The organism is Paraburkholderia piptadeniae, from assembly GCF_900007165.1.
Taxonomy (GTDB): domain Bacteria; phylum Pseudomonadota; class Gammaproteobacteria; order Burkholderiales; family Burkholderiaceae; genus Paraburkholderia; species Paraburkholderia piptadeniae.
Genome location: NZ_CYGY02000244.1, coordinates 1 through 507, shown reverse-complemented (window position 1 = coordinate 507; position 507 = coordinate 1). Strand labels below are relative to the sequence as shown.

The 507-nt window shown below is 65.1% G+C and carries 1 protein-coding gene; it reads right to left on the bottom strand.

The features are described 5' to 3' along the window. A partial coding sequence (locus tag BN2476_RS45015) for an integrase core domain-containing protein (RefSeq protein WP_143811261.1) occupies positions 1-507 on the bottom strand: 507 nt, incomplete at both ends.

Genomic DNA, 507 nt, shown 5'->3' with positions numbered 1-507 from the left:
GGCGTGGCCATCCCCAATGCCTCGTGCGGACGTTCGACGTTGTACACGTGGCGCCAGCGATCCAGTTCCCGCTGCATCTGCTCGTGCGTGCTGAAGGCTTGCCGATCCAGCAGTTCGGCCTTCAGCGTGCGGTGAAACCGTTCGTCCTTGCCATTGGTTTGCGGATGATACGGGCGGCTGTAGCTCACATGCACGCCCAGCCGGATCAGCCAGACCGCGAGTTCGGTGAGCTGTCCCGGCGCGCTGGGCGAGCCCCACGGCGCGCCATTGTCGGTGTTGATGCGCGATGGTAGCCCGTAGCAGCGGAACGCACGTTCGAGCGCAGCCTGCACGACCTGCGTGGTGGTGCGCGCGCAGGCGCTCAGCACGACGTTGTAGCGCGAGTGATCGTCGATGACCGTCAGCGGCATGCAGCGCCCCCGCTCCAGCGTCTGTATGTCACCCTTGAAGTCCATCTGCCACAGCGAGTTCGGATGATCGTGCTCAAAGCGCTGCCAGTGCTGGCGC